We start from the raw sequence: 26326 nt of genomic DNA, 5'->3' as shown, positions 1-26326 counted from the left end.
GCGAAAGCCTCCTTTCGGCTAACTGATATCTTCGTGCAACAGTCTCTCCACTGCGCGTTGCGCGACGACAAGATGCTGACCTCCAAATAAATTACTGCGGTTAAGCAAATAATATAACTGGTAGACCGCTTGCCGCGAAATGAAGTCATCAGGGAGCGGCGTTTTACTCTGATAACCGTCATATAATTGCGGGGGGACATTGGGATATAACGGCAGCATCGCCAGATCACATTCCCGATCACCCCAGTAACACGCCGGGTCGAAAATGACCGGTCCCTCCCCGGATAATCCGCAGTTATGTGGCCACAAATCGCCGTGCAAAAGTGAAGGCTGGGGCTGATGGTTTTGCAGTCGGGCATGAACCATGGCGGTGATATCTTCAATGCTGCCGAACGTCATGCCTTTTTCCGCCGCCAGCTGCAGCTGCCAGCCAATGCGCTGCTCGGCGAAGAACGTGGCCCAGCGGCGTTGCCAGCTGTTGGGTTGCACAAGCGTTGCCAGTTCATTATCAAAATCCAGACCGAATTGCAGTTGCTCACTCCACTGATGCAGCGCGGCCAGTTGCTGGCCTAATACGAAAGCATTATGTGCATCGAGAGGTTTCAGCGGGATGTATTCGAGAAGCAGAAAACTGTAATCGCGATCGCTCCCCACGCCATACACTTCCGGCACCCTGACGCTCTGACTGCGGGCGAGCAGGGCGAGCTGATCGGCTTCCGCCGCAAAGATAGGCAGCATTTCGCGCGCATTGCATTTTACAAACACGTCCCTGTCGCCGTAGCTCAGCCGCCATGCCGGATGGATTTCCCCTCCGGGCAGCTCAACACGTTCGCGGATTTCAGCACTGCCAAGGTGTTCACTCAACAAACGATTGACGGCTTGCCACATGGTATTACCCCTTCTGACTGGCCCGATAATTCATTAAGTTAGCGTTTTTTCTGCTTCGAAAACCCGATCCGGCGCACGGCTGAATCAGATGATGATGTTAATTTATGCATTTTTTGGAATGACGAAATAGAAAGTGTAATCAGTGAATCACTTAATTTAGGAATATGTGACATCAAACGGGTTTTATAACCGGAATTGTCTTATCGACATGTTCCTAACCCCCTTGTTTAACAAAACAATAATAATAATAGACTAAAAATATATTCAGGTGTGGGAAGAAGATGTATATGCTACATCTCGTCCCAGTCGCGAGAGAGATAACGTGAAACCAAACATTCTTTATTTGATGGCCGCGCTATTGCTGGCGGGTTGCGCTAAAGAAACACCGGTTCAAAGTACGCATTTTCTGAATCCTTCGCCGCCACCTCAGCGGGAAACTTCATTAATGCATCCGGGGCCTTATGGTGATGTTATTCATCAGGCGGCAAATACTTACGGCGTCGACGAAACACTTGTTAAAGCAATCATTCAGGTCGAATCTGGATATAACCCAACCGTTGTCAGTAAATCGAATGCGATTGGGTTAATGCAGCTAAAGGCCTCAACGGCAGGACGCGATGCCTACCGGATGAAAGGACGTTATGGACAGCCGACACCGCGTGATTTAAAAGATCCGGCGGTAAATATTGACCTGGGTACGGCCTACCTGAGTATTTTACAACAGCAGCTGGCGGGTATTAACAACCCGGAAACCCGTCGTTATGCCACCACGCTGGCGTATGTGAACGGGGCAGGGGCACTGCTGAGAACGTTCGATAAAGACAAAACTTATGCGATTGCGAAAATCAATCTGATGACGCCAGCTGAGTTTTCTGCCCATGTGCAGAAAAAACACCCGGCACCTCAGGCTCCACGTTATCTGTGGAAAGTGAACAATGCCTACCTCGCGATGCGGTAAGCATTGAGTTTTTCGCCAGCGGCTCAGGCTGCTGGCGGAAAGTTTTTAATAATCTCAATAATGCCGTTGATCACGAACTGAACGCCCATACACACCAGCAAAAATCCCATCAGACGCGAAATCGCTTCAATCCCGCTTTTCCCCACCAGTCGCATAATGGCACCCGAACTGCGCAGGGAAATCCATAAAATCAAACCGACCAAAAAGAAAATCATCACTGGCGCGACCGTAATGATCCAGCCGGGGAAATCAGACGTTCTGACCGTTGAGGCGCTGCTGATGATCATGGCAATGGTGCCCGGTCCCGCTGTGCTTGGCATGGCAAGAGGGACAAACGCAATGTTCGGTGAATCCTGTTTCTTCATTTCCGCCGTTTTGTTTTCGATCATGACTTTCTCTTCCACATGAGGCTGCGGGAAAAGCATTCTGAAACCGATAAACGTAACGATCAGACCGCCCGCGATGCGCAGGCCGGGAATGGAAATCCCGAACGTGTTCATCACCACCTGGCCGGCGTAGTAGGCCACCATCATGATGATGAAGACATACACAGAGGCCATCAGCGACTGATGGTTTCTTTCCTGTGTCGTCATATTCCCTGAAAGACCGAGCATCAGGGCTACGGTGGTCAGGGGATTTGCCAGCGGAAGCAGCACCACCAGACCTAATCCAAGTGCCTCAAATAATTGCCTGACTTCTGTCATATCCTTCCCTTTTTTTAAATGCTGCCCTGATTACCTTAACGTGTCCGGGGGGATTACACGAAAAATATCCGCGTTTAGCAACACAGGTTGCTGGAAATTCGCACTTTACGAATGGTAAACTCATCGCCTGTTTTCACGTCGCATCCCGGTACAATTCTCTGATGTATACAGGGTGTCTATATTTGGCAAGGTAAAGCTAAATAGCGTGAATAACTACGTGAATTTAAACTCAAATATTTTTCTAGATGTGCTCTGTCGTGTGGGGCACCACTGTAGATTAAGGAATTAGCATGCCTGTCATTACTCTTCCTGATGGAAGCCAGCGCGTTTTTGATCGCCCCGTTTCTCCTCTTGATGTTGCCCTTGATATCGGTCCTGGTCTGGCGAAAGCCTGTATCGCCGGACGTGTTAACGGCGAACTTGTTGATGCTACCGACCTCATTGAGGTGGATGCACAACTGGCGATCATCACCGCGAAAGACGAAGCCGGTCTTGAAATTTTGCGTCACTCCTGTGCGCACCTTTTGGGTCATGCCATTAAACAACTGTGGCCAGACACCAAAATGGCAATCGGCCCGGTTATCGATAATGGCTTCTATTACGACGTCGATTTAGATCGCACGCTGACTCAGGAAGATATCGAACTGCTTGAAAAGCGCATGCACGAACTGGCTGAAAAGAATTACGACGTCATTAAAAAGAAAGTCAGCTGGCAGGAAGCACGCGATACCTTTGCAAGCCGTGGCGAAGAATACAAAGTGGCGATTCTGGATGAAAACATCAGTCATGATGATCGTCCGGGTCTGTATCACCACGAAGAATACGTCGATATGTGCCGCGGTCCGCACGTACCGAACATGCGTTTCTGTCATCATTTCAAACTGCAGAAAACCTCCGGTGCTTACTGGCGTGGCAACAGCGACAACAAAATGCTGCAACGTATTTACGGCACTGCGTGGGCGGATAAAAAGCAGCTGAATGCTTACATCCAGCGTCTGGAAGAAGCCGGTAAACGTGACCACCGTAAAATCGGTAAGCAGCTTGACCTGTACCACATGCAGGAAGAAGCGCCGGGTATGGTGTTCTGGCATAACGACGGCTGGACTATCTTCCGTGAACTGGAAGCCTTTGTACGCATGAAACTGAAGTCTTATGACTATCAGGAAGTTAAAGGTCCGTTCATGATGGACCGCGTACTGTGGGAAAAAACAGGTCACTGGGAAAACTACAAAGAAGCGATGTTCACCACGTCTTCTGAGAACCGTGAATATTGCATCAAGCCAATGAACTGTCCGGGCCATGTTCAGATCTTCAATCAGGGTCTGAAATCCTACCGTGACCTGCCATTGCGTATGGCGGAGTTCGGCAGCTGCCACCGTAATGAGCCATCCGGCGCATTGCACGGCCTGATGCGTGTTCGCGGCTTCACACAGGACGATGCGCACATCTTCTGTACTGAAGAGCAGGTGCGTGATGAAGTAAACAGCTGTATCCGCATGGTGTACGACATGTACAGTACTTTTGGCTTTGAAAAGATCGTGGTGAAATTGTCCACCCGCCCTGAGAAGCGCATCGGTACTGACGAAATGTGGACGCGTGCTGAGGATGACCTGGCCGCTGCGCTGACTGAAAACGACATTCCGTTCGAATATCAGCCAGGTGAAGGGGCGTTCTACGGTCCAAAAATTGAATTTACCTTGCATGATTGTTTGGATCGTGCGTGGCAGTGTGGTACCGTGCAGCTCGACTTTTCATTACCGGGTCGTTTGAACGCCTCTTATATTGGCGAAAGCAACGACCGTCAGGTACCGGTAATGATTCACCGTGCTATCCTGGGTTCAATGGAGCGCTTCATCGGTATTCTGACTGAAGAATACGCGGGCTTCTTCCCAACCTGGATGGCTCCGGTTCAGGTAGTGATCATGAACATCACTGATGCACAAGCTACCTATGTCGAAGAATTAACTAAAAAACTGCAAGATGCAGGCATTCGCGTTAAAGCCGACTTGAGAAATGAGAAGATTGGCTTTAAAATTCGCGAACACACGCTACGCCGTGTTCCTTACATGTTAGTTTGTGGCGATAAAGAGGTCGAAGCAGGCAAAGTTGCTGTTCGTACCCGCCGCGGCAAAGACCTGGGAAGCATGGATGTTAGCGAAGTCGTTGACAAACTGCTGGCGGAAATCCGCAGCAGAAGTCTTCATCAACTGGAGGAATAAAGTATTAAAGGCGGAAAACGAGTTCAACCGGCGCGTCCTAATCGCATTAACAAAGAGATTCGCGCGCAAGAAGTTCGCCTCACAGGCGTCGATGGCGAGCAGATTGGTATTGTCAGTCTGAATGAAGCTCTTGAAAAAGCTGAGGAAGCGGGCGTCGATTTAGTAGAAATCAGTCCGAATGCCGAGCCGCCAGTTTGTCGAATCATGGATTACGGCAAATTCCTCTACGAGAAGAGCAAGTCGACCAAAGAGCAGAAGAAGAAACAAAAAGTTATTCAGGTTAAGGAAATCAAATTCCGACCTGGTACCGATGATGGCGACTATCAGGTCAAACTACGCAACCTGATTCGCTTTCTGGAAGATGGCGATAAAGCCAAAATCACCCTGCGTTTCCGTGGGCGTGAAATGGCGCACCAACAGATCGGTATGGAAGTGCTTAACCGCGTCCGTAAAGACCTGTGTGAAGATTCTGAACTGGCCGTTGTCGAATCCTTCCCTACGAAGATCGAAGGTCGTCAGATGATCATGGTGCTCGCACCTAAGAAGAAACAGTAAGGCTTCCAAGTAATCCTGCTACGCGGTGTTCGCACCGCGTATGCTGGATTCGCCTTTCTGATTCATGTTAATAACAATGCGAAGTGGAATTTAAAATGCCAAAGATCAAAACAGTACGCGGCGCCGCTAAACGCTTCAAAAAAACCGCCAACGGTGGTTTTAAGCGTAAGCACGCAAACCTGCGTCATATTCTGACCAAAAAAGCTACTAAGCGTAAACGTCACTTGCGTCCAAAAGGCCTGGTATCCAAGAACGATTTGGGTCTGGTCTCTGCATGTCTGCCGTACGCATAAATACACTTTTTCATTTAGAATATAAAACTCAGGAGAGCATATGGCTCGCGTAAAACGTGGTGTGATTGCACGTGCACGTCACAAGAAAATCTTAAAACAGGCGAAAGGTTACTACGGTGCCCGTTCTCGCGTATATCGTGTTGCATTCCAGGCTGTTATCAAAGCTGGTCAATACGCTTACCGTGACCGTCGTCAAAAGAAACGTCAGTTCCGTCAGCTGTGGATCGCGCGTATCAACGCAGCAGCTCGTCAGAACGACATGTCTTACAGCAAATTCATTAACGGCTTGAAAAAAGCTTCTATTGAAATTGACCGTAAGATCTTGGCTGACATCGCAGTCTTCGACAAAGTGGTATTTGCCGCTCTGGTTGAGAAAGCGAAAGCAGCACTGGCGTAAGTCAGGTGAAAGAGGGAGCTTGCTCCCTCTTTTATATTTTGTGTTTAAAAACATTCTGTTTCGTTGTTTAATACCACCGGTAGTTTCGTTTGAACGTCAGCACAAGATTTCCAACCGATAAGGTAACGCAAGCATGAATGCTGCTATTTTCCGTTTCTTTTTTTACTTTAGCGCCTGACTCAGGAAGGCTTTCGCGCGTAAGAGAAGAAACGAAAAGTAGCGCCTAAGCCTCCCTCGTGGAGGCTTTTTTGTATCTGTGCTTTATACACTAAGGTTCAGGGTCAAAATCGCGCCCCTGATTAATCACGGTTATTTTACATCGGGCCATATTGGCCAGAAGAAGAGGAAAGCAATGCCACATCTCGCAGAGCTGGTTGCCAATGCCAAGGCAGCCGTAGAGAGTGCTCAGGATATCGCCGCGCTGGATAACGTGCGTGTCGAATATCTGGGTAAGAAAGGCCACCTGACACTCCAGATGACAACCCTCCGTGAATTACCTGCGGAAGAACGCCCGGCTGCGGGCGCGGTCATCAATGAAGCGAAAGCGCAGGTTCAGGAAGCCCTGAACGCGCGTAAAAATACGCTGGAGTCCGCCGAGCTGAACGCCCGTCTGGCGGAGGAAACCATCGACGTTTCCCTGCCTGGTCGTCGCATCGAAAACGGTGGCCTGCACCCGGTGACCCGTACTATCGATCGCATTGAAACTTTCTTCGGTGAATTAGGCTTTACCGTGGAAACCGGCCCTGAAATCGAAGATGACTATCACAACTTTGATGCGCTGAACATTCCGGGTCACCATCCGGCACGAGCCGACCACGATACTTTCTGGTTTGACGCCAGGCGTTTGCTGCGTACACAAACTTCCGGCGTTCAGATCCGTACAATGAAAGATCAGCAGCCGCCGATCCGTATCATTGCGCCGGGTCGCGTTTATCGTAACGACTACGACCAGACGCACACCCCGATGTTCCATCAGATGGAAGGTCTGATCGTTGATAAAGACATCAGCTTCTCCAACCTGAAAGGCACACTGCACGATTTCCTGAACAACTTCTTTGAAGCTGATTTGCAGATCCGTTTCCGTCCTTCCTATTTCCCGTTCACTGAACCTTCCGCTGAAGTGGATGTGATGGGTAAAAATGGTAAATGGCTGGAAGTGCTGGGTTGCGGCATGGTGCATCCCAATGTACTGCGCAACGTCGGCATTGACCCGGAAGTTTATTCCGGTTTTGCCTTCGGCATGGGGATGGAGCGCCTGACCATGTTGCGCTATGGCGTGACAGACCTGCGTGCATTCTTCGAAAATGATCTGCGTTTCCTCAAACAGTTTAAGTAAGGCGGGAATATCACATGAAATTCAGTGAACTCTGGTTGCGTGAATGGGTAAACCCAGCCATCAGCAGCGAAGCATTATCAGACCAAATCACCATGGCCGGCCTTGAAGTTGATGGCGTGGATCCGGTTGCCGGCGCATTTACCGGCGTCGTTGTCGGTGAAGTTGTCGAATGTGGTCAGCACCCGAACGCAGACAAACTGCGTGTCACCAAAGTGAATGTGGGCGGCGATCGCCTGCTGGACATCGTGTGTGGCGCACCAAACTGCCGTCAGGGCCTGAAAGTGGCGGTTGCCACTGTGGGTGCTGTCTTGCCGGGTGATTTCAAAATCAAAGCCGCTAAGCTGCGTGGCGAGCCTTCAGAAGGCATGCTGTGCTCCTTCTCTGAGCTGGGTATTTCAGAAGATCACGACGGTATTATCGAATTACCGCTGGATGCACCCGTCGGTACGGATATCCGCGAATTCCTGAAACTGGATGACACCACCATTGAAATCAGTGTGACGCCAAACCGTGCTGATTGTCTGGGGATCCTCGGCGTGGCACGTGATGTTGCGGTGATTAATCAGTTGCCGCTGGTCGAGCCGGAAATCAATCCGGTGAAAGCCACCGTTGATGCCACAATCTCCATTGATGTGCAGGCGCCTCAGGCGTGTCCGCGTTATCTGGGCCGTGTTGTCAAAGGCATCAACGTTAAGGCGCCTACACCACTGTGGATGCGTGAAAAGCTGCGTCGTTGTGGCACCCGCTCTATTGATGCGGTGGTGGATATCACCAACTACGTGCTGCTCGAACTCGGTCAGCCAATGCATGCGTTCGACCTGAACCGCATCCAGGGTGGCATCGTTGTGCGTATGGCACAGCAGGGCGAACCGCTGACCCTGCTTGACGGCACGCAGGCGAAACTGAACGAAGATACGCTGGTTATCGCTGACCATGAAAAAGCACTGGCGATGGCCGGTATCTTTGGCGGCGAACATTCCGGTGTGAACGATGAAACGCAGGATGTTCTGCTGGAGTCTGCGTTCTTCGCGCCACTGTCCATTACTGGCCGCGCACGCCGTCAGGGGCTGCACACCGACGCCTCACATCGCTATGAGCGTGGTGTTGACCCGCAACTGCAATACAAGGCTATCGAGCGCGCTACCGCGCTGTTGCTGAGCATTTGTGGTGGTGAAGCCGGTCCGGTGATTGATGCATCTTCTGAAGAGCATCTGCCGAAAGCGGCGACCATCACGCTGCGTCGTGAAAAGCTGGATCGCCTGATCGGGCATCACGTTGAAGATGCACAGGTCACGGACATTCTGACCCGTCTGGGCTGCCAGGTTCAGCATCACGGCGATCACTGGGTGGCTGTGGCACCGAGCTGGCGTTTCGATATGCAAATCGAAGAAGATTTGGTGGAAGAAGTGGCCCGCGTTTACGGCTACAACAACATTCCTGATGTGCCGGTGAAAGCCAGTCTGGTGATGACTAAACACCGCGAAGCGAATCTGTCGCTGAAACGTGTGAAAAATCTGTTGGTTGACCGCGGTTTCCAGGAAGCGATTACCTACAGTTTTGTCGATCCAAAAGTGCAGGCTCTGCTGCATCCTGGCGAAGAAGCGCTGATTCTGCCTAGCCCGATCTCGGTAGAAATGTCCGCCATGCGTCTTTCCCTGTGGTCAGGTCTGCTGACTGCGGTGGTAAATAACCAGAATCGTCAGCAAAGTCGCGTGCGTTTATTTGAAAGCGGCCTGCGCTTTGTCCCTGATACACAAGCCGATTTGGGTATCCGTCAGGACGTCATGCTGTCTGGTGTGATCTCCGGCACGAAAAATGAAGAGCATTGGGATCTGGCGCGTCAGGCAGTTGACTACTACGATTTGAAAGGTGATCTTGAGGCTATTCTTGAGCTTACCGGCAAAATGAACGATGTACAGTTCAAGGTGGAAGCGAATCCTGCGTTGCACCCTGGGCAGAGCGCAGCGATTTATTTACGCGGCGAACGTATTGGTTTCATTGGTGTAGTCCACCCTGAGCTGGAACCTAAACTCGATCTTAATGGTCGTACTGTGGTCTTCGAACTGTTATGGAATAAGGTTGCAGACCGCGTACTGCCTGATGCGAAAGAGATTTCTCGCTTCCCGGCGAACCGTCGTGACATCGCTGTTGTAGTCGCCGAAAACGTGCCCGCAGACGATATTTTGGCAGAGTGCAAGAAAGTTGGCGCAAATCAGGTAGTTGGCGTAAACTTGTTTGATGTGTACCGTGGCAAGGGCGTAGCTGAGGGTTACAAGAGCCTGGCTATCAGTCTGGTGTTGCAGGATACCGGCCGTACACTGGAAGAAGAGGAGATCGCCGCTACCGTTGCAAAATGTGTAGAGGCTCTAAAACAGCGATTCCAAGCATCCTTGAGGGATTGAACCTATGGCGCTTACTAAAGCTGAAATGTCAGAACACCTGTTTGAGAAGCTCGGGCTGAGCAAACGGGATGCCAAAGACCTTGTTGAAATATTTTTCGAAGAAGTTCGTCGTGCTTTGGAAAATGGTGAGCAAGTTAAACTGTCTGGCTTTGGCAACTTTGATCTGCGTGACAAAAACCAACGTCCGGGACGTAACCCGAAAACCGGCGAAGATATTCCGATCACGGCGCGTCGTGTGGTGACTTTCCGTCCGGGACAGAAATTGAAAAGTCGTGTAGAGAATGCCACGCCGAAAGAATAAGTGAAAACATCAAAAAGGCCGCGAGAGCGGCCTTTTTTTTCGCCTGCGATTTACGCCGCATTCCCCCGGTTATTTTGTGAGCACCTTCACAACTTTCCGGCCTGTCATTTTACGGATTTAAGTAATCAGCACAGGAAGTGAAAAGATAGTGTTAAGAGGGTGGGCGGTTCAGGATTAGTCTGATAGATTAAATTTCAAGGCAGGAAGAGCAGTGTGCTTTATTCTTTCTTCACAAGCCTGATAATAAAAAAGGGGCCGAAGCCCCTGAAGTTAATGACTCATATTGTTCAGTGAATAATGCGCGCACATTAATTACTGAAGCAAGGGTTCCGCAGAAATAACCGGGAACCCGAAGAGTATACTTTTTAGAATGTGATTAATGGTTATAGAACATACGAGGTCCGCCCGGACCACCACCACCGTGGCCACCACCGCCGTGACCGCCGCCACCACCAGGGCCCCAGAACGGAGGGAATAAACAGCCGCTGAGGCTGACGACGACCAGAGCCACGCTAAACAGAGCTAAAATACGACGCATAAAGTACATCCTTTGTTTGAATAAACAGGGCGAGTATAAATAGAATGCAGCCAGGTTGTTGTCAGGCTTGCGTTAAGATTTGTTAGCGTCGTAATAAGAATTGAATAGATAATAATCTTCATCCTGTTGATGTATTTCAATCAGGATATGTTTGTATTGTTATTGTAAGGTCTCGGCAAGTTAACTGAAAATCCGCTCCTGTCTTATATTCTCTCCTCTTACCGCCTGATATAAAAAACACGTCATAAAAAATAAAGAAGGCGTGACTATCGTGAAAAAATCTCTCTTATTGCTTTGTTGTGCACTGGCGTTGCCTGTGATCGCGCAGGCAAATGTTTCTATTGACCTCAATGTACCTGGCGTATCACTTCACCTCGGGGATCAGGATCAGCGCGGTTACTACTGGGATGGTTATGACTGGCGTCCGCCGCAGTGGTGGCATGATCATCAGGGCCATCATTATGGTGAACGTAATGAGCATGGCATGTACTGGCATGGTAACCGCTGGGATGCCAAACCGCCGCAGCGCAGCCACGGTAATCCGGGGCACAACACGCCGCGTCCTCCGCAGCAGCCTCATAATCAGGGGCGTCCGAACGGCAATGACCATCATGATAACAACGGTCATCAGGGCGGCGGCAAGGATCAGCAGGGCGGTCATAACGATCATCAGGGTAACGGACAACCGATCCCGCCAAATGGTCATCAGGGCCACTGATCTTCCCTGTCAGGGGCAGTCAGTCCGAAGCCGGTGCTCAGTCACCGGCTTTTTTATTTCTCATTTGCCCATAATCCGGTTCAGCGCTAGAGCTAACTGCCTAATATCGGTAGGATAGTCAATTCCCGTCCGCCTCAGGAAACTGCACGTCATGCCTATCCCGCAGACTTTTTCTGCCCTTGAACATCAACAGAAATGTCGTGACCGTCGCTGGTTATACGGGCTGAGTCTGCTGCTTTTGCTGACCGGCGTGCTCAGCCTCTGTGCGGGCGAACGCTGGCTTTGGCCGGATCACTGGCTGAGCAGCGAGGCGCGTCTTTTTGTCTGGCAATTGCGTTTCCCCCGTGCCATCGCCGTGATCCTGGTCGGCGCGAGTCTGGCGGTCGCCGGAACCGTGATGCAGTCATTATTTGAAAATCCGCTGGCAGAGCCGGGGCTGCTCGGTGTGGCGAACGGTGCCGGTGTTGCGCTGGTAGGTTGCGTGATGCTCGGGCAGGGTATGTTACCCGTCTGGATCATCAGTCTGGCCGCCGTGGCCGGTGCGCTGGTTGTGACATTCTTCCTGTTGTATATCGCCCGAAAACGCCTGCTGACGAATGCGCGGATGCTGCTGGTCGGGGTGGCGATTGGCATTGTGTGCAGTGCATTAATGACCTGGGCCATTTATTTCAGCAGCAATCTCGATTTACGCCAGCTGATGTACTGGATGATGGGAGGATTTGGCGGGGTCGACTGGAGCCAGATCTGGCTGGGATTAATGCTGCTGCCGGTGTTGATGTGGCTGGTGTGGCAGGGCAACACGCTGAATTTGCTCTCGCTGGGGACACAACAGGCGCGCCAGTTGGGGATATCGCTGAACGCCTGGCGCTATATTCTGGTGCTGGCTGTCGGCTGGATGGTCGGGCTGAGTGTCGCGCTGGCGGGGGTGATTGGCTTTATCGGTCTGGTGATCCCCCATATTCTCAGGCTGTGCGGTATTACCGATCAGCGCCGCTTACTGCCTGCCAGCGCACTGGGCGGGGCGTCGGTGCTGTTGCTGGCGGATGTGCTGGCGCGCATTGGCTTATATGCCGCTGAGTTGCCGATTGGCGTGGTCACGGCCACGCTCGGCGCACCGGTATTCATCTGGTTATTAATCAGAACCGGACAAATCCGCTGATCCTTTGCAGCGTGTCGTCTATGCTGTTCCCTGAAACCCCCTTTACCTAACCTACACCTGTCAGGATAAACACGATGAGCAATGACATTTTTGATATCTCCCTGAAAACGATCGATGGCGAAACGACCACGCTGGGCGCTTACAAAGGTTCGGTATTGCTGGTGGTCAACGTGGCTTCGCAATGTGGCCTGACCAAGCAATACGAAGGTCTGGAAAATATTTATCAGGCGTGGCATGACCGTGGCTTCGAAGTGCTGGGCTTCCCGTGCAATGAATTTGCCGGGCAGGAGCCGGGTACGGAAGAGGAAATCAAAACCTTCTGCACCGCCAATTTTGGCGTGAAATTCCCGATGTTCAGTAAAATTAACGTCAATGGTGAACAGCGTCATCCGCTGTACTCGGCACTGATTGCCGCCTGTCCGACAGCGGTAAAACCGGAAGACAGCGCCTTCTATGAGCGTCTTGCCAGCAAAGGTCGCCAGCCATTGAAACCGGATGACATCTTGTGGAACTTTGAAAAATTCCTGATTGGTCGTGACGGCACCGTGGTTCAGCGTTTTGCGCCGGATATGGCACCGGAAGATCCGATCCTGATGGAAACCATCAAAGCCGCTCTGGCGAAATGATTTACGCGTGAGAACACAGATGCTGGAATGTCGCGATATCACCGTTGAAGGCCGTCTGCGGGCCTTCACCACACAGATTGCGCCGGGCAAACGGATCCATATCATCGGGCCGAACGGTGCCGGAAAAAGCACCTTGCTGGCGAGGCTGGCGGGTATGTCCGGCGGTGGCGGTGAAGTGTTGCTCGACGGGCAGCCGCTGGCGGAGATTTCCGGTCCGCGGCTGGCCCGTCTTCGCGCCTGGTTATGCCAGCAACTGACACCGGCATCGCTGATGCCGGTATTCCAGTATCTTTCTCTTCACCAGCCACAACAAGCCGATCCCGCCGCACTGGAAAAGACCATCGCGCGGTTATGCAGTGCATTGCAGCTAAGTGACAAACTGGCGCGGCCGGTCACCCATCTGTCAGGAGGAGAATGGCAACGTGTCAGGCTGGCGGCGGTATTGTTGCAGGTCTGGCCGCAGGTGAATCCTGACAGCCAGATATTGTTTCTGGATGAGCCGATGAACAGCCTGGATGTGGCGCAGCAGCAGGCGCTGGATCAGTTGCTGACGGAATTCTGTGCAAGCGGACGTTCGGTGGTGATAAGCGATCACGATCTCAATCACACCCTGCATTACGCGCATCAGGTGTGGTTAATGTCTTCCGGATCGGTCATTGCGGCGGGGGAATGTACTGCGGTGATGCAGGCGGAGATACTTTCCGGCGTCTATAACGTAGCATTTCAGATACACCAGATGGCTGGGCGGCAGTGGATAATGGCGACAGAAACACCGGTCAGCGTTTAATGTGTAGCGCTGTCATTATATAAATATTGCGTCTTCTTACCCTCAGGGACTTTACGTTGTTCGAAAAAAGAACAGTGTTTTCACTTTTTAAATAAAGTTCATTTTTGAAATAATCAGGGGGATAATTTATCTCTCTGTTTTTACGGCTTTTTAATCTCTCCTTTTATTTATTTCCCCTTGATTTACTTTCTATTTAACTTCGCAATACTGGCAAATCCTTAAGGTTAAATTAAGCTTAAACCGACATCCTAAGAGTCATAAATTCAGGGCGGCGTTTACTTACGGTTAAATAAATGCGGTCTACAGTCGGTATGAGTTAATTACCTTTTCGGGATAGCGTAATGGAAAACTTTTTGCCTTTCTCTCGTCCTTCCATGGGCGAAGAAGAGATTGCGGCTGTTGGGCAGGTTTTACGTTCTGGCTGGATAACCACCGGGCCGCAAACACATCAGCTTGAACAGGATTTTTCTGCCGCTTTCGGTTGTAAACATGCCATTGCTGTCAGTTCCGCGACCGGCGGGATGCACGTGACATTAATGGCGCTGGGCATCGGTCCCGGCGATGAAGTCATTACTCCTTCCCAGACCTGGGTTTCGACCCTGAATATGATTGTTTTGCTCGGTGCAGAACCGGTCATGATCGATGTTGATCCGGACACCCTGATGGTCAGCGCCGACGCCATCGCTGCGGCGATCACCCCAAAAACCAAAGCCATTATTCCTGTCCATTACGCCGGTGCGCCGCTGGATCTTGACCCGATCTATGCCGTGGCCAACCAGCATGGTATCCCGGTCATTGAAGATGCCGCGCACGCGGCGGGCACAAAATACCGTGACCGCTGGATTGGCGCGCAGGGCACCGCGATTTTCTCCTTCCACGCCATCAAAAACATGACGTGTGCCGAAGGCGGTCTGATCGCCACCGACGACGATGCGCTGGCCGCTAAAGTCCGCGCCCTGAAATTCCACGGTCTGGCCGTTGATGCGTTTGATCGCCAGGTGCTGGGGCGTAAGCCGCAGGCGGAAGTGGTCGCGCCGGGGTTTAAATACAACCTGTCGGATATCCATGCCGCCATCGCCGTTGTGCAACTGAAACGTCTGGCACAAATGAATGCCCGCCGTGCAGAACTGGCGCAACGCTATCTGGATAAATTACAGGGTTCGCCTTATCTGCCGATGCATGTGCCGGCTTATCCGCATCTTCATGCGTGGCACTTATTCATGATCCGTGTCGACGAACAACGTTGCGGCATCAGCCGTGATGACCTGATGGAACGCCTGAAAGAGCAGGGGATCGGAACCGGATTGCATTTCCGCGCAGCTCACACCCAAAAATATTACCGCGAACGTTATCCGCATCTGAATCTGCCAGCCAGCGAATGGAACTCGGCACGTCTGTGCAGTTTGCCTTTGTTCCCTGATATGCAGGACAGCGATGTGGACCGTGTTGTCGCGGCTCTCTTTTCCCTTCTGGAGGCGCAGTAGTGGCGCATTATGAACCCATTCGTAAAGTCTCGGTGGTCATCCCGGTCTACAACGAAGAAGAAAGCCTGCCTGCGCTTCTCTCGCGCACTCAGGCCGCATGTAAAGAATTAACCCAGCAATACGAAATCATCCTGGTGGATGACGGCAGTGCGGACAGCTCAGGCGACATGCTTTCCGCTGCGGCAGAACAACCAGACAGTCACATTATCGCCGTGCTGCTTAACCGTAACTACGGACAGCATTCCGCCATCATGGCCGGTTTCAGCCATGTGACGGGCGATCTGGTCATTACGCTTGATGCTGATTTGCAAAACCCGCCGGAAGAAATTCCGCGTCTGGTGGCAAAAGCCGATGAAGGTTATGACGTGGTGGGCACGGTGCGCGCCAACCGCCGTGATTCCTGGTTCCGTAAAACCGCATCCAAAATGATCAACATGATGATCCAGCGTGCCACCGGAAAATCGATGGGAGATTACGGCTGCATGTTGCGTGCATACCGCCGCCACATTATTGAAGCCATGCTGCATTGCCATGAGCGAAGCACTTTTATCCCGATCCTCGCCAACACCTTTGCGCGTAAGACGGTGGAAATCCCGGTTCAGCATTCCGAACGTGAATTTGGCGATTCCAAATACAGTCTGATGAAACTGATTAACCTGATGTATGACCTGATCACCTGTCTGACGACCACGCCGCTCAGAATGCTCAGTGTGGTGGGCAGCGTGATTGCGCTCTTCGGTTTCCTGCTGGCCGTGTTCCTGATTTTAATGCGCCTTATCAATGGCCCGGAATGGGCGGCGGAAGGCGTGTTCACGCTGTTTGCGGTGTTATTTATGTTTATTGGTGCGCAGTTTGTCGGCATGGGATTACTCGGTGAATACATCGGGCGGATCTATAACGATGTGCGCGCACGTCCCCGTTATTTCGTTCAAAAAGTCGTCGGCGTTCGTTCCGAAGAAAACAGTCAGGAAAAAGAGTGATGAAAGCGATTGTATTTGCCTACCATGATATCGGTTGCGTTGGTTTACAGGCTCTTGTTGATGCCGGTTACGACGTGCAGGCGGTGTTTACTCACACGGATGCCCCGAATGAAAACCAGTTCTTTTCTTCTGTTGCCCGTCAGGGGGCTGAATTAAATCTGCCGGTTTATGCGCCGGAAGATGTGAATCATCCGCTGTGGATCGATCGCATCCGCGCTTTACAGCCTGATGTTATTTTCTCGTTCTATTACCGCAACATGCTGAGCGAAGAGATTTTATCTCTTGCCCCGCAGGGCGGGTTTAATTTGCATGGTTCATTACTGCCACGCTACCGTGGCCGCGCACCGGTGAACTGGGCTCTGCTCAGGGGGGAAACCGAGACCGGTGTGACGCTGCATAAAATGGTGAAACGCCCTGATGCGGGCGATATCGTCGGCCAGCGTAAAGTGACCATTGCGCCAGATGACACGGCCCTGACATTGCATGCCAAAGTGCGTGACGCGGCAAAAGCGTTACTGACTGATGTGCTGCCGGAGATGAAAGCGGGTGCGTTCACGCTGATGCCACAAGATGAAACACAGGCCACTTACTTTGGCCGTCGCACGGCCGCCGACGGTGAAATTCACTGGCACAAACCGGCCACTGACATTAACAACCTGATCCGCGCCGTCACCGAACCTTATCCGGGCGCGTTCTCTTTCCTCGGTCAGCGCAAACTGACGGTCTGGCGCGCGCGTCCGCTGGCAACTCAGCATGACAAACAACCGGGGACCGTGCTTTCTTCCGATCCGCTGACTATCGCCTGTGGCGAAGGCGCACTGGAAATTCTGGCCGGGCAGAGTGAAAACGGCCTGTACGTGCAGGGTTCCCGTCTGGCGCTGGAACTGGGCATCATGCCGGATATGCGGGTGGCGACATTGCCTACTGCGGTGATGAAACGCCGTACCCGCGTACTGATCCTCGGTGTTAACGGGTTTATCGGTAACCACCTGAGTGAACGCCTGCTGCGCGAAGATCGTTATGAAATTTACGGTCTGGACATCAGCTCTGACGCCGTCAGCCGCTTTATGGATAATCCGCACTTCCACTTTGTTGAAGGCGATATCAGCATCCATTCCGAGTGGATCGAATACCACATTAAAAAATGTGACGTCGTGCTGCCGCTGGTAGCCATCGCCACGCCAATCGAATACACCCGAAATCCGCTGCGTGTGTTCGAACTGGATTTCGAAGAAAACCTGAAAATCGTCCGCGATTGCGTGAAATACAAAAAACGCATCATCTTCCCGTCAACGTCTGAAGTTTACGGCATGTGTGATGACAAGGAATTCGACGAAGATCATTCCCGTCTTATCGTCGGCCCGATCAACAAACAGCGCTGGATTTACTCCGTATCCAAGCAACTGCTGGACCGGGTGATCTGGGCATACGGCGCGAAAGAAGGGCTGAAATTTACCCTGTTCCGTCCGTTCAACTGGATGGGACCCCGTCTGGATAACCTGGATGCGGCGCGTATCGGCAGTTCCCGCGCGATCACCCAGCTGATCCTGAATCTGGTCGAAGGTTCACCGATCAAGCTGGTGGATGGTGGCGAACAGAAGCGTTGTTTCACCGATATCAACGACGGTATCGAAGCGCTGTTCCGCATTATTGAAAACCGCGACAACCTGTGTGACGGCCAGATCATCAACATCGGTAACCCGACCAATGAAGCGAGCATCCGTGAACTGGCCGAAATGCTGCTGAGCAGCTTCGAGGCGCACCCGCTGCGCGCGCAGTTCCCGCCGTTTGCCGGTTTCAATCTGGTGGAAAGCAGCACGTACTACGGTAAAGGTTATCAGGATGTAGAACACCGTACGCCGAGCATCAAAAATGCCCGCCGGTTGCTGGACTGGAAACCTGAAATCGGCATGGAGAAAACCGTCGCCGAAACGCTGGATTTCTTCCTGCGCTCTGTCAATCCTGATGCTGACAAAGCCTGAAACGGTGCCGGTCATGAAGAACGTGGGTCTGCGTATTGATGTGGATACCTGGAGCGGCACCCGGGAGGGTGTCCCTCAGCTTCTGCACACCCTTGCAAAACATAACATTACCGCCAGTTTCTTCTTCAGCGTAGGGCCGGATAACATGGGGCGCCATTTGTGGCGCCTGCTTAAACCGCGCTTTCTGTGGAAAATGCTGCGCTCTAATGCCGCGTCCCTCTATGGCTGGGATATCCTGCTGGCCGGTACGGCGTGGCCGGGCAAGCTTATCGCCAAAGATCTCGGTTATCTGATGAAAGAAACCACCAAACGCGGTCATGAAGTCGGGCTGCATGCGTGGGATCATCAGGGCTGGCAGGCGAAAGTTGGGAAGTGGTCCGATAAACAACTGGAAGAACAGATCCGGCTGGGGCTGGAGGCGCTGGAAAAAAGCCTCGGGCACGATGTCGAATGTTCAGCCGTCGCGGGCTGGCGCGCCGACGAGCGGGTGGTGGAAGTGAAAGAGCGTTTCCATTTCTACTACAACAGTGATTGTCGTGGTACGCACCCGTTCCTGCCGGTGCTGGAAAACGGCACGCCGGGCACGGTGCAAATTCCCGTGACATTGCCCACGTATGATGAAGTGGCGGGCGGGGAGATCACGGCAGATAACTTCAACGATTTTATTCTCGATGCAATAGAGAACGATCACGGCGTGCCGGTGTATACCATCCATGCCGAAGTGGAAGGCATGTCGCTGGCAACACAATTTGACGACTTACTCACCCGCGCGCAGGCGCAGGGGATCCGGTTTTGTACGCTGGGCGAGTTGCTGCCGCAAGATCTCAGTACGTTGCCAACAGGCAAAGTGGTTCGCGCCAGTTTCCCGGGCCGGGAAGGTTGGCTGGGCTGTCAGCAAGAAGGTTTTTCCTGATGTCAAAAACGATTAAAGGCGTATGGAGCACCCTGATTCTGGTGTTCTTTGCGCTGGTTTATCTTGTCCCTCTGAATACCCGCCTGTTATGGCAGCCCGATGAAACCCGTTATGCCGAGATCAGCCGCGAAATGCTTCAGCGCGGCGACTGGGTTGTGCCGCATCTGCTCGGGTTACGTTATTTCGAAAAACCGGTCGCCGGTTACTGGTTTAACAACTTCAGCCAGATGATTTTTGGTGACAGTAACTTTGCCGTGCGTTTTGGCTCGGTCTTCAGCACCGCGCTTAGCGCACTGCTGGTGTTCTGGCTGGCGCATCTGATGTGGCGTAATCGTCAGACCGCATGCACTGCAGTGCTGATTTATCTCTCCTGCACGCTGGTGTTCAGCATCGGTACTTACAGTGTGCTGGATCCGATGATTACGCTATGGATGACCGTTGCGATGGTCGCCAGCTATTTCTGTCTGCGGGTCTCGCGGACACCACAAAAAGCCGCGAGCTGGATCGCACTGGGGCTGGCCTGTGGTATGGGCTTTATGACCAAAGGTTTTCTGGCGCTGGCATTGCCGGTGATCGCTGTCCTGCCCATTATCTGGCGTGAAAAGCGTTTCAAAACCCTGTTTGGCTGGGGGCCGCTGGCGGTGCTCAGCGCCGTGATCCTCAGCCTGCCGTGGGTGCTGGCGATCGCCCGCCGCGAGCCGGATTACTGGAATTACTTCTTCTGGGTCGAACATATTCAGCGTTTTGCTGAAGCCGATGCCCAGCATAAAGCGCCGTTCTGGTATTACCTGCCGGTACTGATCCTCGGTGCGTTACCCTGGGTGGGGTTGTTACCCGGCGCGCTGCGTGCTGGCTGGACCAAACGGGTGATGCGTCCGGAACTGTTCTTCCTGTTGAGCTGGGCGGTGATGCCGCTGATTTTCTTCAGTATCGCCAAAGGCAAATTGCCGACCTATATCCTGCCGTGCTTTGCGCCGCTGGCTCTGCTGATGGCTGACCATCTGGAACAGATCCGTCAGTCCGGCAAACTGCGGGCGCTGAAAGCTAACGGCATCATCAATATTGTGTTTGGTGTGCTGATGGCGGTGGCGGTTCTGGTGATATCCGGTATTTTACCGGTTCACGTTAAGCCGGTGTTTGGCCGCCCGGAGCTGCCACGGGCGCTGATTGGCATCCTGTGTTTTGCCGTCTGGGCGCTGGCCGGTGCGATGTCGCTGACCGATCAGAAAAAACGCTGGTATTGGGCGGCGGCCTGTCCGGTGGTGCTGGCGCTGCTGATCGGGCAGGCCATTCCGCAGAAAGTGATGGATTCCAAACAGCCGCAGGTGTTTTTAGACAATAACATCGGATTGCTGCACGACAGCCGCTATATCCTCGCTGACAATGTCGGGGTGGCGACCGGGCTGGCGTGGATGCTCAAACGCAGTGATATCATGATGTTTGACGAAAGGGGCGAGCTGCAATACGGTCTGAGTTATCCTGATGCACAGGCTAATTTCGTCGATGCCGCCGGATTCCCGGCATGGTTACAAAAGGCACGACAGCAGGGGAATATCTCCGTGATCATGAAACTCGATAAAAATGCCGTCTCCATCGGAAAACTGCCTCCGGCAGATGCGACAGTAAAAATGGATCGTATGGCTCTGCTGTTCTACAAAAAACTGCCATGACCGGATTTCTTCTGGTTCTCGCCGTCAGCGTCATCACCTGTGCCGGTCAGCTTTGTCAGAAGCAGGCCGCGCAGGTGGCGGGGCACGGCATGGCAGCCATTTTACGCTGGCTCGGGCTGGCGGTGCTGCTGCTGGGCATCGGTATGCTGTTATGGCTGCGGGTCTTGCAGTTGCTGCCCCTGAGTCTGGCCTATCCGATGCTCAGCCTTAACTTTGTCCTGATTACGTTGTGCGCCCGCTGGTTTTTCCATGAAGTGGTTGACGGACGGCACTGGTGTGGCGTCGCACTGATTATGTCGGGGATTGCGCTGATGAGTGTCAGCTTATGAAGGGCTATCTGTGGGGCGCGGGCAGTGTGTTACTGGTCACCGCAGCCCAGTTACTGATGAAATGGGGCATGGTGCAGATCCCGTCAGATGCACTGTCGCTGTGGCATGTTTCTTTTATTCTTAATCACTTAACCCCTCTGATCGCCGTGTTTCTCGGGCTGTGTGGTTATGTCTTATCGATGGGATGCTGGTTCTTTGCCTTACGCTATTTACCGCTTAACCGCGCGTATACGCTGCTCAGCCTGAGCTATGCGCTGGTGTACATCGCTGCCGTCACACTGCCGTGGTTCAATGAAAGCATCAGCTTAACCAAAACCCTGGGCGGTCTGCTTATCCTGTCCGGCGTCTGGCTGATCCACAGTAAACCGGTAAAAAAATCACACTGAATCGTTTTTGAGATGATAAAAAACATCATTAAATATTGGATGACGGATAAAATAGCGCTAAATTCTATTAGTTCTTAGATAACGGCGACTTATCCGGCCCGCGCAACCCTTCGCGTTCTGGTCATGCCGTGACGCTATTCGAGAAGGAATGCACTATGCGCTGGTCGTCCGTATCCATGTATTCCCTGCTGGCTGTTGCCGCGTTAATTCTTAACGGTTGCAGCAGCCACGCCCCGCCGCCAAGTGGCCGGTTTGCCGATTCGATTACCGTGGTTGCCGAGCTTAACGATCAGCTCAGCCAGTGGCACGGTGCGCCTTATCGCTACGGTGGATTGCAGCCGAGCGGCGTCGACTGTTCAGGCTTTGTCTTCCGCACTTACCGCGACCGTTTTGGCGTCGTGCTGCCCAGAACCACGGCTGACCAGACTAAAATCGGCACCAAAGTGTCCCGCGATGAACTGTTGCCCGGAGACTTAGTGTTCTTCAAAACCGGCAGTGGCGAAAATGGCCTGCACGTAGGCATCTATGACACCGCCGATCAGTTTATTCATGCCTCCACCAGCCAGGGCGTAACGCGGTCCTCACTGGACAACGTTTACTGGCGCAAAGTGTACTGGCAGGCGCGCCGCATCTGACGCGGCGTTAAATCGCATTCCCCCTGATTTCACTGCGTATTTCATCCTGATTTTTGCTGTTATTATCCGGACAGACTCTTTCAGGATGAATATGCGATGAAACCTCTCAGACTATTACTTTCCGACTCTTATGATCCCTGGTTCAATCTGGCGGTGGAAGACTGCATCTTTCGCGAGATGACCACGCAGCGGGTGTTATTCCTCTGGCGTAATGCTGAAACGGTGGTGATCGGGCAGGCGCAAAACCCGTGGAAAGAATGCAACACCCGCCGGATGGAAGAAGACGGCATCCGGCTGGCGCGCCGCAGCAGCGGCGGCGGGGCGGTTTTCCACGATCTGGGCAATACCTGCTTTACATTTATGGCAGGCAAGCCGGAATACGATAAAAGCGTCTCCACCGGCATTATCCTGAACGCATTAAACTCGCTCGGTATTCAGGCCAGCGCCTCAGGCCGCAACGATCTGGTGGTACAGACTGCGGAAGGTGAGCGGAAAATCTCCGGCTCGGCGTACCGTGAAACGGCTGACCGGGGATTTCATCATGGCACGCTGCTGCTCAATGCCGATCTCAGCCGTCTGGCAAATTATCTCAATCCCGATGTGAAAAAATTACAGGCGAAAGGCATTACCTCGGTGCGCTCACGGGTGGCCAATCTCAGCGAATTTGTCCCGGAGATCAACCACGAGCAAATTTGCGAAGCCGTCACCTCGGCTTTCTTTGACTGGTACGGTGCGCGCGTTGAACCAGAAATCATCTCACCGGATGTTTACCCGGACATTCCCGGATTCCCTGAGCGGTTTGCCAAACAAAGTAGCTGGGAATGGAATTTCGGTAAGGCACCGGCTTTCAGTCATCTGCTGAATGAGCGGTTTGTCTGGGGCGGTGTGGATATTCACTTTGATGTGGAGAAAGGCAATATCAGCCGCGCACAGATTTTCACTGACAGCCTGAATCCGGCACCGTTGCTGGCCCTGGCCGATGCGCTGGCGGGAACGCGCTACCATGCGCAGGATGTGGCTCTGACCTGCCAGAACGTCATGGCGCAGTACCCGTCGATGCGGGCAGAACTCGCCGAACTGCAAAACTGGCTGGTGCGTTGTGTGCAGTAGTGGTCCCGTGCAGACATAACGCAAATAAACTTCGATTTATTATCGTGTTAGAAAAATAACCCATTAGTCCGAAAAAGCCACATTGTACGCAGTGTGGCTTGCGCAATATTTCATAAGCCACTATAACCATTAGCTAAAATATTCAGTGACATGCTTTATTGTGCGTTAGCACAAATTCTGAGCGGAATTCTTGTTGAAATAAGTCTGACAGCGTTCACCGTGCAAGTTGCGCGTTTTCATGGCTGACGATAAGATTAGTCTGAAACCCCTGTATCTGCTGACATAACCCTCAAAAAGAAGGTGTTAAGGGGAAACGCACAATTAAAAACATTTGATTTCGCAGCCGTTCGCGTGGTCTGTGCAGCACATTTACAACCGGACAAGCTCTTTCTTGATATCAATTTCTCTAACGTTTCGGTTATGCCTCGGGGCTCCGGCATCATGATGATCTGATTGATAGTCAAAAAAGTTATTAATCAATACGCAGTGCCGTTGACGTTTTGGACAAAAATGAAAATACAATTCGATACGGCCTTTAACAGCAGCTACCTGTGCCAGCCGATCTACTCGGTCGGGGGGAAATTACTGGCGGTTGAACTCATTTGCCGCTTCTCCAGCACAGACAGTAAGTTAGTCATGCCCACGGAACTGGTGCTCAACTTGTTGACCCGCCAGCAATTACTGCGCTTTCTCACTGAGCAACAGTGTTGGGCGGATGAGCATGCTCAATGGTTTAACGATAATCAGGTCATATTGAATATCGCCGTTGAGGAAAAACAGGTGGCGTTGTTGCTGGAAGATGACGGGCTTCGCAATGCTCTTAAGGCTCATACCTTCATTCATCTTAATCTGAGTGAATCTTTTCCACGTCTTGCTGAAGGCAGAAATAACCCACAACTTATCGCCCTGAAGCAGCATTTCCCTTTATGGCTGGACAATTTTGGTTCAGGCAATATCACCATGGCACCGATTTTTGATCATCTGTTCCAGTGGGTGAAGCTGGATAAAAACCTGTTCTGGCAGCTTTGCGAAGGTGAAAATTTTACTATCGTAATGCCGTCTCTGATCCGAAACGTTAACCGGTTTTGCCGCAACGTGGTGGTCGACGGACTGGATAATCAGGACTATTTTGAGGCGCTGCGCAGAACCGAGGTTCAGGGCTTAAAAGGTCTGCTGTGGCCGGGCGTAGAGCCTGCCGAACTGGACCGCCTGCTGGTACGGCCTGCCCAATTTCATTAATTGCCATCACCCGCATACAGAACGACATCCCGGTCAGCGTCTGCTGCACCGGGATTTTTTGCCTCTGCATTCGCTAATCTCCCTGCGGTTAGTCCGTGTTAATCGCGGCATTGCAGTCCTACACTATTAAAAAGGGGGATTTATGCCGCAATTTGAACATCATTATGCTGACCAGTTGCCGGGTTTTTACACGGCGCTGCAACCGACGCCACTCAAAGGCGCCCGGCTGCTTTATCACAGTGAACCGCTGGCGCGGGAACTGGGACTGGAAGACGCGCTTTTCGATACCGCGCACCGTGGATACTGGTGCGGTGAAACATTATTCCCCGGCATGCTGCCTCTGGCGCAGGTTTACAGCGGGCATCAGTTCGGGCAATGGGCCGGACAACTCGGTGACGGGCGCGGCATTTTACTGGGTGAGCAGGTTTTGCCTTCCGGAAAGCGTCTGGACTGGCATCTGAAAGGTGCGGGGCTGACTCCCTATTCGCGGATGGGCGACGGGCGTGCTGTTTTACGCTCGGTGGTGCGTGAATTTCTGGCTTCCGAAGCTTTGCATCACCTGTCGATACCGACCACCCGCGCACTGACGATCGCCACCAGCGACCAGCCGGTCTTCCGCGAGCAACCGGAGCGCGGCGCGATGCTGATCCGTGTGGCGGAAAGTCACGTCCGTTTCGGCCATTTTGAACATTTTTATTACCGTAAACAGCCGGATCAGGTGAAGCAGCTGGCCGATTATGTCATTGCGCATCACTGGCCGCAGTTACTGGAAAGTGAAGCGGCAGAGGCTTCGCGTTATCAGCAATGGTTTACGGATGTCGTTGAACGAACCGCCAGGCTGATTGCGCAATGGCAGAGTGTCGGGTTTGCTCATGGTGTGATGAACACCGATAACATGTCGATTCTCGGGCTGACCATTGATTACGGCCCTTACGGATTCCTCGATGATTATCAGCCGGGTTACATCTGTAATCATTCTGATCATCAGGGTCGCTACAGCTACGATAATCAGCCCGCCGTGGCGTACTGGAACCTGCATCGTCTGGCACAAACGCTTTCTGGCCTGATGTCTGCGGAACAGTTGCAAAGCGCGCTGGGTGCCTATGAACCGGCACTGATGAAAGCCTATGGCACGCTGATGCGCGGCAAGCTGGGATTCTTTAGCGAGAACAAACAGGATAATGACCTGCTGACCGGCCTGCTCAGTCTGATGGCGAAGGAAGGCCGGGATTTCACCCAAACCTTCAGATTGCTCAGCCAGACAGAACAGCAACAGGCTTCCTCCCCGTTGCGTGATGAATTCATTGACCGTGCGGCTTTCGACAGCTGGTATCAGGCGTATCGCCAGCGCCTGCAAACGGAAGAGGTGGATGACGCCACGCGGCAGGATGCGATGAAACAGAGCAATCCGCGGGTGATTTTGCGTAATTATCTGGCGCAGAAAGCCATTGAAAGGGCAGAAGAAGATGACATCAGCGTGCTGACGCAACTGCATCAGGCGCTGCGTGATCCATACAGCGATGCGCAGCAATATGACGAGATGGCGGCGCTGCCGCCGGACTGGGGAAAACATCTCGAAATATCCTGCTCAAGCTGACATAAAAAATGCCACATCTGCTGTGTAATGCCGATCAGTTAAGGATCACTTGAACGATCCTATGGCTGTGTAAAAATCCGGAAACGTTCTTCGTTTCCGGATTTTTTTATGCGTATTGCT

The 26326-nt window shown here is 52.4% G+C and carries 26 protein-coding genes and 1 other annotated feature; of the genes, 24 read left to right on the top strand and 2 right to left on the bottom strand.

Annotated features, from left to right (window positions below; translation table 11 throughout):
• Positions 1-18: 18 nt before the first annotated feature.
• A complete protein-coding gene (locus EDF78_RS03480; protein ID WP_095921430.1) occupies positions 19-888 on the bottom strand; it encodes a fructosamine kinase family protein in 870 nt (289 codons plus the stop codon).
• A 346-nt stretch (positions 889-1234) separates the two neighbouring features.
• On the opposite strand from EDF78_RS03480, the gene EDF78_RS03475 reads away from it, so the two are divergent.
• A complete protein-coding gene (locus tag EDF78_RS03475) occupies positions 1235-1846 on the top strand; it encodes a transglycosylase SLT domain-containing protein (RefSeq protein WP_207391088.1) in 612 nt (203 codons plus the stop codon).
• Positions 1847-1869: 23 nt separating this feature from the next.
• On the opposite strand, the gene EDF78_RS03470 is transcribed toward EDF78_RS03475, so the two are convergent.
• Positions 1870-2550: a MarC family NAAT transporter gene (locus EDF78_RS03470; protein WP_095921432.1), complete on the bottom strand. Its 681-nt coding sequence runs from the start codon at positions 2548-2550 to the stop codon at positions 1870-1872.
• A 290-nt stretch (positions 2551-2840) separates the two neighbouring features.
• Here EDF78_RS03470 and thrS point away from each other — a divergent pair, with 290 nt between their 5' ends.
• The 23 genes from thrS (at position 2841) to EDF78_RS03355 (ending at position 26206) form a co-directional block, all read left to right on the top strand.
• Positions 2841-4769, top strand: a complete 1929-nt coding sequence (gene thrS / locus EDF78_RS03465; RefSeq protein WP_095921433.1) for a threonine--tRNA ligase — start codon at positions 2841-2843, stop codon at positions 4767-4769.
• 3 nt (positions 4770-4772) lie between these two features.
• Complete coding sequence (infC, locus tag EDF78_RS03460) at positions 4773-5324, top strand: translation initiation factor IF-3 (RefSeq protein ID WP_013576136.1); 552 nt, start codon at positions 4773-4775, stop codon at positions 5322-5324.
• Positions 5325-5419: 95 nt separating this feature from the next.
• Complete coding sequence (gene rpmI / locus EDF78_RS03455; protein ID WP_013576135.1) at positions 5420-5617, top strand: 50S ribosomal protein L35; 198 nt, start codon at positions 5420-5422, stop codon at positions 5615-5617.
• Positions 5618-5657: 40 nt separating this feature from the next.
• A complete protein-coding gene (gene rplT, locus EDF78_RS03450) occupies positions 5658-6014 on the top strand; it encodes a 50S ribosomal protein L20 (protein WP_056773451.1) in 357 nt (118 codons plus the stop codon).
• Positions 6015-6142: 128 nt separating this feature from the next.
• Positions 6143-6267, top strand: a sequence feature (Phe leader region).
• Complete coding sequence (gene pheM, locus EDF78_RS25540) at positions 6148-6192, top strand: pheST operon leader peptide PheM (RefSeq protein ID WP_106120997.1); 45 nt, start codon at positions 6148-6150, stop codon at positions 6190-6192. (Overlaps the previous feature by 45 nt.)
• Before the next feature lie 99 nt (positions 6268-6366).
• The gene (pheS, locus tag EDF78_RS03440; protein WP_095921434.1) at positions 6367-7350 is read left to right on the top strand and encodes a phenylalanine--tRNA ligase subunit alpha; all 984 of its coding nucleotides are present in this window, start codon (positions 6367-6369) and stop codon (positions 7348-7350) included.
• 14 nt (positions 7351-7364) lie between these two features.
• The gene (gene pheT / locus EDF78_RS03435) at positions 7365-9752 is read left to right on the top strand and encodes a phenylalanine--tRNA ligase subunit beta (protein ID WP_133822571.1); all 2388 of its coding nucleotides are present in this window, start codon (positions 7365-7367) and stop codon (positions 9750-9752) included.
• A gap of 4 nt (positions 9753-9756) precedes the next feature.
• Positions 9757-10053, top strand: a complete 297-nt coding sequence (gene ihfA / locus EDF78_RS03430) for an integration host factor subunit alpha (RefSeq protein ID WP_004089944.1) — start codon at positions 9757-9759, stop codon at positions 10051-10053.
• 809 nt (positions 10054-10862) lie between these two features.
• The gene (locus EDF78_RS03425; RefSeq protein ID WP_131693475.1) at positions 10863-11309 is read left to right on the top strand and encodes a DUF2502 domain-containing protein; all 447 of its coding nucleotides are present in this window, start codon (positions 10863-10865) and stop codon (positions 11307-11309) included.
• 151 nt (positions 11310-11460) lie between these two features.
• Positions 11461-12468 (top strand): vitamin B12 ABC transporter permease BtuC, encoded by a 1008-nt coding sequence (gene btuC / locus EDF78_RS03420; protein ID WP_133822570.1) that lies wholly within the window; start codon positions 11461-11463, stop codon positions 12466-12468.
• Between the two features lie 74 nt (positions 12469-12542).
• Positions 12543-13094 (top strand): glutathione peroxidase, encoded by a 552-nt coding sequence (locus EDF78_RS03415; RefSeq protein WP_095921438.1) that lies wholly within the window; start codon positions 12543-12545, stop codon positions 13092-13094.
• Positions 13095-13113: 19 nt separating this feature from the next.
• The gene (gene btuD, locus EDF78_RS03410) at positions 13114-13881 is read left to right on the top strand and encodes a vitamin B12 ABC transporter ATP-binding protein BtuD (RefSeq protein ID WP_133822773.1); all 768 of its coding nucleotides are present in this window, start codon (positions 13114-13116) and stop codon (positions 13879-13881) included.
• A gap of 341 nt (positions 13882-14222) precedes the next feature.
• Positions 14223-15365: a UDP-4-amino-4-deoxy-L-arabinose aminotransferase gene (arnB, locus tag EDF78_RS03405; RefSeq protein WP_095921440.1), complete on the top strand. Its 1143-nt coding sequence runs from the start codon at positions 14223-14225 to the stop codon at positions 15363-15365.
• Positions 15365-16345 (top strand): undecaprenyl-phosphate 4-deoxy-4-formamido-L-arabinose transferase, encoded by a 981-nt coding sequence (arnC, locus tag EDF78_RS03400; RefSeq protein WP_119826292.1) that lies wholly within the window; start codon positions 15365-15367, stop codon positions 16343-16345. Before arnB ends, arnC begins: the two co-directional genes overlap by 1 nt.
• A complete protein-coding gene (arnA, locus tag EDF78_RS03395; protein ID WP_133822569.1) occupies positions 16345-18327 on the top strand; it encodes a bifunctional UDP-4-amino-4-deoxy-L-arabinose formyltransferase/UDP-glucuronic acid oxidase ArnA in 1983 nt (660 codons plus the stop codon). Before arnC ends, arnA begins: the two co-directional genes overlap by 1 nt.
• Positions 18328-18340: 13 nt before the next feature.
• Positions 18341-19240 carry a 4-deoxy-4-formamido-L-arabinose-phosphoundecaprenol deformylase gene (gene arnD, locus EDF78_RS03390; RefSeq protein ID WP_095925099.1) on the top strand — a complete coding sequence of 300 codons (900 nt, stop codon included), beginning with the start codon at positions 18341-18343 and terminating at the stop codon, positions 19238-19240.
• Positions 19240-20910, top strand: coding sequence for a lipid IV(A) 4-amino-4-deoxy-L-arabinosyltransferase (arnT, locus tag EDF78_RS03385; RefSeq protein WP_133822568.1), 1671 nt, complete (start codon positions 19240-19242; stop codon positions 20908-20910). Before arnD ends, arnT begins: the two co-directional genes overlap by 1 nt.
• On the top strand, positions 20907-21239 hold the full coding sequence (gene arnE / locus EDF78_RS03380; protein WP_095921444.1) for a 4-amino-4-deoxy-L-arabinose-phosphoundecaprenol flippase subunit ArnE: 333 nt from the start codon (positions 20907-20909) through the stop codon (positions 21237-21239). Before arnT ends, arnE begins: the two co-directional genes overlap by 4 nt.
• Positions 21236-21625, top strand: coding sequence for a 4-amino-4-deoxy-L-arabinose-phosphoundecaprenol flippase subunit ArnF (gene arnF / locus EDF78_RS03375; protein WP_133822567.1), 390 nt, complete (start codon positions 21236-21238; stop codon positions 21623-21625). The genes arnE and arnF overlap by 4 nt, the downstream gene beginning before the upstream one ends.
• A 155-nt stretch (positions 21626-21780) precedes the next feature.
• Positions 21781-22260: an NlpC/P60 family protein gene (locus tag EDF78_RS03370; RefSeq protein WP_082465713.1), complete on the top strand. Its 480-nt coding sequence runs from the start codon at positions 21781-21783 to the stop codon at positions 22258-22260.
• Positions 22261-22356: 96 nt separating this feature from the next.
• Complete coding sequence (locus EDF78_RS03365; RefSeq protein WP_095921447.1) at positions 22357-23370, top strand: lipoate--protein ligase; 1014 nt, start codon at positions 22357-22359, stop codon at positions 23368-23370.
• Positions 23371-23880: 510 nt separating this feature from the next.
• On the top strand, positions 23881-24609 hold the full coding sequence (locus tag EDF78_RS03360; protein WP_119827410.1) for an EAL domain-containing protein: 729 nt from the start codon (positions 23881-23883) through the stop codon (positions 24607-24609).
• Between the two features lie 142 nt (positions 24610-24751).
• Positions 24752-26206: a protein adenylyltransferase SelO gene (locus tag EDF78_RS03355; RefSeq protein WP_133822566.1), complete on the top strand. Its 1455-nt coding sequence runs from the start codon at positions 24752-24754 to the stop codon at positions 26204-26206.
• Positions 26207-26326 lie beyond the last annotated feature (120 nt).

This window comes from Rahnella sp. BIGb0236, assembly GCF_004364755.1.
Classification (GTDB): domain Bacteria; phylum Pseudomonadota; class Gammaproteobacteria; order Enterobacterales; family Enterobacteriaceae; genus Rahnella; species Rahnella victoriana.
This window is presented reverse-complemented; position numbering and strand designations above follow the sequence as displayed.